Raw genomic sequence first — 6,424 nt, forward strand, 5'->3', positions numbered from 1 at the left:
CCATATACCAGCCAAATGAAATGAAGGTCCACAGTGATATTGACAGATATGACTTGATGAAACGAGTTGAATATCTTTCCATTCCTCAAAACAAGATCATCAGGATTTTTAAAGGGATTTATATTGCTATCAAAAATTTTTATAGAAGACCATATCAGATTTTAAATTCTCTAAATTTTCTAAAATATGGGAAAGAATCTCTTTCTTTGAATCATCTGTATAGAATAATTCCTTTTTTGGATGAGTCTTTTGACATAATACACTGTCATTTTGGCACGATTGGTATTATGGGGCTTTTCCTCAAAGAATCAGGAATTTCGGGAAAACTTGTCACGAGTTTTCATGGTTATGACATCAATTGTTATCCCAAGACGGCTGGTATGGATGTTTATAAGAATCTTTTCCGAAAGGGAGATTTTTTTACAGCTAATACAAGTTTTATCAGAAATAAGGCGATTGCCCTTGGTTGTGATGAGAAGAAGATTTCTATTCTTCCAATGGGAATCAGGACTGAAAGATTTCAACTTTGTGAAAAGAAAAATAAAAAAAAGGGAGACGAGCTGCTTATCTTGACTGTAGGCAGATTGGTTGAGGAAAAAGGGCATAGATATGCTCTCGAAGCATTGGCAAAGCTTAGAGGAAAATATAAAAATGTCAAATACATTATTGCAGGTGATGGCCCGCTGAAAAAGGATTTGGAGAATCTTGCTGGAAATTTGGGGATGAGCGATGCAGTGGTTTTTTTGGGTTTAGTAAGCGATGAGAAGATAATAGACTGTTATAATTCTGCAGACATTTTTCTTTTTCCCAGTATTGTTTCAGCCGATGGTGCAGAGGAAGGGCAAGGGCTTGTATTGGTTGAGGCGCAGGCAGCAGGACTTCCGGTCGTTGCAACCTCTATTGGCGGGATTCCAGAAACTGTTAATGTGGACAAATCCGCATATCTTGTGCCGGAAAAAGATTCAGATGCTTTGGCAGAAAAGATTGTTCACCTCATAGAAGATCCAGAAAAAAGAATGAAGATGGGAGAAGAAGGCAGATGCTATGTCAAGGAAAAGTACGATATTACGAATCTTAGCAAACAATTAATTGGTATATATCAAAAGCTATTATCTTAGACGGGGACACAATGTATTTAAATGGACGCAATGGCGAAATTGGATCTAATATAAAAAGCCAATCAATCACAGGCGTCAGATGGTCAGGGATTGCCCAAGCAGGAAGGCAGATAGCGCAGTTAATCACTACAATTGTATTGGCGCGGCTTTTGGCTCCATCGGAGTTTGGTTTAATCAGCATGGCAATTGTCGTAATTGGATTTATCTCCATTTTTAAAGATCTCGGTACATCTGCAGCTGTCATTCAGAGAAGAGAATTATCAGATGAACTTCTCTCAAGCATCTTTTGGATAAATACTGGCTTTGGAACTTTTTCGATGCTATTGGTTTTTTTGGGAGCTCCATTGGGTGCTATGCTTTATAATAATCCACAAGTTACACCTGTTCTACAAGCCCTATCGCTCGGTTTTTTTATTTCAGGCTTTACAATATTACATCAAGCTCTTCTTGAGCGGTCTCTCTCTTTTGGTACTTTGGCAAAGATAGAGCTTGCCGCAGTACTAAGCGGTTCGATTGCAGGTATAGTCCTTGCTCTATTAGGCGCTGGAGTATGGAGTTTGGTTATGCAGATTCTTACAAATGTAACAATGACGACAGTGCTATTATGGTTTTCAACATCGTGGCGTCCCCGGTTAGTTTTTAATTGGAATGAGGTTAAATCTATCAAAAACTATAGTTTAAATCTTACGGGTTTTGCAGTTTTCAACTATTTTGCAAGAAATGCAGATTATCTTCTAATAGGAAGATATCTTGGAGCTCAAGATTTAGGTTACTATACCTTGGCATATCGTATTCTACTCTTCCCGGTAAAGAATATTTCAAAGGTTATCAGCCGTGTGATGTTTCCAGTTTATTCAAACCTCCAAGACGATAATCAGCGTTTGGCAAATATTTATCTGAAAGTTTCTTCAACTATCGCATTGATAACCTTCCCATTGATGGCAGGGGTTTTCACTTTGTCTAAGCCATTTATAGTATCACTCTTTGGCACTAAGTGGGAACCTGTAATTTTATTGATTATGATATTATCCCCCGTTGGTCTCATACAATCAATTGGCACGACAGTTGGTGCCATTTATCAAGCAAAGGGACGTACTGACATAATGTTTCGCTGGGGGCTTGTGACGGAAACTTGCGCCATCATCTCTTTTATCGTAGGGCTTAGATGGGGAGTAATCGGTGTCGCTATCGCATATGCAATAGTTTCTTTTGCTCTATTTTATCCTTCATTTTATATAGTTTTCCGCTTGATAAATCTCAAAGTTTCCAATTTGATTGACTATCTTTATAAACCATTCTTGAACAGTGTTGTAATGTCTCTGCTAATAGTGTTATTCGGTTTGCTAATTTCAAAATTTGTAAGTGATTATCTTTATCTTTTTCTTGCTGTTTTATTTGGAATTACAATTTATACTTTAATGAGTTATCTCTTTAATAGAGATTACCTTTATGCCTTTTTTGAGATTCTTGGTATAAAAGCTAAAGAGGGATAACTTACATTTCCCAAATGCCAGGAATGGAATGATTGCAATAGACACATCTTCCTTTCTTGATTCCTATTGAAGTGATGTAATACCCAATCCTGCCTATTATCTTTTTTCTGCAATTTGGACAATAGGTGCTTTCGCCAGGATGTCCCGGAACATTTCCAATATAGGCAAAATTTACACCTTCATTCATTGCTGTATTTCTTGCCATTTCAAGAGTAGAGATTGGAGTTATTGGCAAATTCTTGATCTTGTAAGTTGGATGAAAACGGGAAAAATGCACAGGTACATCTCTGCCCAAATTTTTAACTATCCATTGGCACATTTCTCTTATTTCTTTTTTTGAATCATTAAGCGTTGGTATAATCAGCACAACGATTTCAAACCACATTCCTCTATTTTTTAGAAGTTGAAGAGTATCAAGAACTGGTTTTAATTCACCACTGCAAGTGTCTTTATAAAATTTTTCTGTAAACGCTTTGAGGTCAATCTTAACAGCAGCAAGATATTTACAAAGTTCCTCCATAGGTTCTTTTTGAATGAAACCATTTGAAATCATTACAGTGTTTATGCCTATTTTTCTTCCATAAACTGCAATGTCATGCATATATTCATAAAAAACTACCGGTTCTGAATAAGTGCATGCAACGGATGGAGCACCTTTCCTCTTTGCTTCCCGGCATACATCTTCAGGGCTAAGGTAAATGCTATCAACCTGTTCTGGCCTAAACTGTGCTATCTCCCAATTCTGACAAAATTTGCATTCAAAATTGCATCCTGCTGTGGCAAGCGAAAAAGCCGTGGTTCCGGGAAGATAGTGAAAAAGCGGTTTTTTCTCGATGGGGTCTGTGTGAATGGCGCAGGGCCTAGAGTACACAAGTGTATAGTATTTTCCTCCATGATTTTCCTTGTTTCCGCAATAGCCTCTTTCCATATCGGCAACTCTGCACTTCTTGGGACAAATCTCACATTCTATACGAAGACCATCCAATTTCTTATAGAACATACATTCTTTCAATTTTGTGCTGTTTTCAGCCAAAGCAGTCATTGGGGAAGTGGAAGGTGTGACAAATTCTACTGCGCTTTTCATAAGAGCGTAGGCACAGCCGCCCTGAACAATGCATTTTATGAATTCTCTTCGTTCCATGAAATTTATTGAATTTCAGTAAGTTTGATCCTTGCCCTGTCACATATTCCAATGCCCAAATCTTGGGCAGTTTGAATGTAAATGGGTTCTCTTTTCTCTTCCTTTAATGATTTCAGACCTTTTTCCTTTCGTTTTTCTTCGATTAGTTTCCATCCAATACTATCCAGTGAGACAATGTCTGTTGCTACAAGTATGCTGTTTAATTGCCATGAATAATTTGGATTGTATGCAGGGCCACCATGGTACTGTGCTATGGAAGCATCACACACAGTAAGTCTCAATTTATTGCGAATTTCGGAGTGATTGTTTAAATCTGCCACAAAGGGATTACAGGCGTCACTATGATATTTATTAGGATTGTGAATTACGCCGTAAAAATTCTTCATTCCTATTGATACGCCTGCAAGGTCATGGTCTTTTAGAACAGGAATATTGATAATGGCAGTGCATTCACGCGTCAAAATCCTGCTGAAACAACTTCCAATGCTTCCTGAAAAAGAGATTTCGCTTTCATAATCCATATTTGTGCCAAAACATCTTACCCCACTACCCCTATTTATTTCATAGCCGGCACGAATCAGGTCTTTATCAGTCCTGTCCCATATAATAATCTGTTCTTCATCAAAACCAGAATTTTTCAAACTTTCAATAATGGCTTTGACTAATAGGGGATTTGATGAAAGGCCTCTGCCGGCAAGACAATTAACCTTTATGCCAATAATATCATCTTTTGAGAATAGGGCATTGATTGCATCGCTATGGTTTTTGACATTGAAAAGTGTTTTAACGGATTTTTCAAAGATATTTTGAAATTCAGAGACACCAATCTTTTTTCTGCCTTTTTTGGGAGTCGATGCTCTGCATAGGATCACTTCGGCATTTCTTTTTATATTGATTTTTGGGATAGCGCTTTTCGATTTTTTATCTCTTTTAAATAATTTATTTGCAATTTCATCAAAAAAACTGCTGGCTTGCGCTTTCCTTTTTTCAAATGAATTCAAGAAAGCGAAAAATGTGGAAGCAATTGCGGCAATAAAGGTTCTTCTCTTCATTTTATTTGAAGTCTTCTTCAGAAAAAACTTCTGCTTCAAAACGCCATAATTTTGCACCGCTTTTATAAGCGTCGGTGGGCAATCCTGCCTTTCTGCATAATTGTTCTAAGAATGTTTTTTTATCCCATCCATATTCAACAGGCACTTGGGGAAGAAGAAGCCCGCGTCCCCATCCTTTTTCGATTATCAATCCATGTTTTCCTATTTCAAAATCATAAATATCAGACATCTCTTCAGGGACAGTAAGGACAGAAATCTCTATTTCACATTCTTTTTCTTCATAAGGCTGTACAGGTTCGAATCTTGGGTCTCTTGAAGCGGCATTTATCGTGTTGTCTCTCACTGCTTTATAAAGAGGCTCAATCCCGAGGACATATCCGATACAACCTCTGAGCATTTCCCTTCTTTTCAGAGTAACAAATACGCCTCTTTTTTCCCTGAGTTTATCTGTAATATTGAAAGTATTGAGAAATTCATCATCAGTCGCTTTGCCTTCAAGATAGCGTCTCAATACAGCTCTTGAAAGTTTTAAAAGAGTTTTCTTCTCTTCCTCTGTTAAATATTTTCCTGATTCCTTCCTTTTGCTTTTTTTGTTATTTGTTTGAACTTTCTTTGCAGAATCATAAAAAATCGTTGTGGCGTAGCTTACCGAGTTGTTGTAATCGCCCGTAATCTCTCCTGAGGTGTAATAGATAAGAAGTTTACCTTTTGCTGATTCATCGAGAAGATTTAAAAGAATTGCAATTGGTTTTCTTCCGCAGATGGTAATTCCTGTTTCGTTGAAGTATTTTATAAAACCTGTAGAATCCTTTTTTAAGATAAAATCTTCAGCAGCCATATCAATCCTTTTGAGGTTTTCGGGGATATCCTTTCTAAATGGGAGATAACCAAAACGGCTGCCATAATGAGTAAAATCTGAACTTGCAATCACAATCGTTTTATCATTGATGAATGGCTTGATACTATCAGCAAATCTTTTGTATTCACTGCCTTCTACTTCACCTACCAGTAGCGGTATAATGCTGAAATTATCGAGCGCTCTTTGAAGGAAAGGGAGTTGTATTTCAATAGAATGTTCTCTGCTGTGGGCACTGTCGTTGTAAGAGAATCCTTTTATTTTAGATAGTTTTGAGCAGATTGCCTTTTCAACAGGTATGCGACCAAGAGGGGTTTCAAAATAATCCGCCGATGACAATGCAATTCCTTCGAAATATGCATAGTGTGAGGGGGCAAGAATAATGACTCTTTCAATGTCTTTGCCTTTTAGACAATTATATCCGGCGGCAGCTGCTTTGCCTGAATATATGTATCCTGCATGAGGTTCGATAAGCGCTACAGGTTTATATGTTGATATACCTTTGACTTTCTCTTTAGTTGATTCGAAATAGTTTTCAATTGTCCCTTCGAGTGTATCCTTGTCTGCTGGATACCAGCTGCCAGCAAGTACGGACGGCCTTACCATTCCTTTCTCCTTTGCATTACCGCAGGAGGTAAATAGTAAAAGAAAAATTATATTTACAGCGATAAGCTTTAAGTGTTTCATAAATTCATTATATGAAATTATAAAAGTATTTCAAATTTCAATTGTAGTAGAAAGAAAAAAGAAAAAAGGTTGTTGGA

5 protein-coding genes are annotated in these 6,424 nt (G+C 37.3%); 2 read left to right on the forward strand and 3 right to left on the reverse strand.

Annotation, left to right across the window (positions count from 1 at the left end):
* Positions 1-1,118: colanic acid biosynthesis glycosyltransferase WcaL (locus D6734_01240; protein RMF97814.1), on the forward strand; the 1,118-nt coding region annotated here is incomplete at its 5' end.
* Between the two features lie 11 nt (positions 1,119-1,129).
* Complete coding sequence (locus tag D6734_01245; protein ID RMF97815.1) at positions 1,130-2,611, forward strand: colanic acid exporter; 1,482 nt, start codon at positions 1,130-1,132, stop codon at positions 2,609-2,611.
* 1 nt (position 2,612) lies between these two features.
* Here the strand turns inward: D6734_01245 and amrS are convergent, their stop codons facing one another.
* The 3 genes from amrS to amrB are packed head-to-tail and all read right to left on the reverse strand — an operon-like array spanning position 2,613 to position 6,347.
* Positions 2,613-3,752 (reverse strand): AmmeMemoRadiSam system radical SAM enzyme, encoded by a 1,140-nt coding sequence (amrS, locus tag D6734_01250; protein ID RMF97816.1) that lies wholly within the window; start codon positions 3,750-3,752, stop codon positions 2,613-2,615.
* Between the two features lie 5 nt (positions 3,753-3,757).
* Positions 3,758-4,804 (reverse strand): DUF362 domain-containing protein, encoded by a 1,047-nt coding sequence (locus tag D6734_01255; GenBank protein ID RMF97817.1) that lies wholly within the window; start codon positions 4,802-4,804, stop codon positions 3,758-3,760.
* 1 nt (position 4,805) lies between these two features.
* Entirely contained in the window at positions 4,806-6,347 is a 1,542-nt protein-coding gene (amrB, locus tag D6734_01260) for an AmmeMemoRadiSam system protein B (GenBank protein RMF97818.1), read from the reverse strand.
* Positions 6,348-6,424: the final 77 nt, after the last annotated feature.

It is taken from the genome of Candidatus Schekmanbacteria bacterium (genome assembly GCA_003695725.1).
In the GTDB taxonomy this organism is placed as follows: domain Bacteria; phylum Schekmanbacteria; class GWA2-38-11; order GWA2-38-11; family J061; genus J061.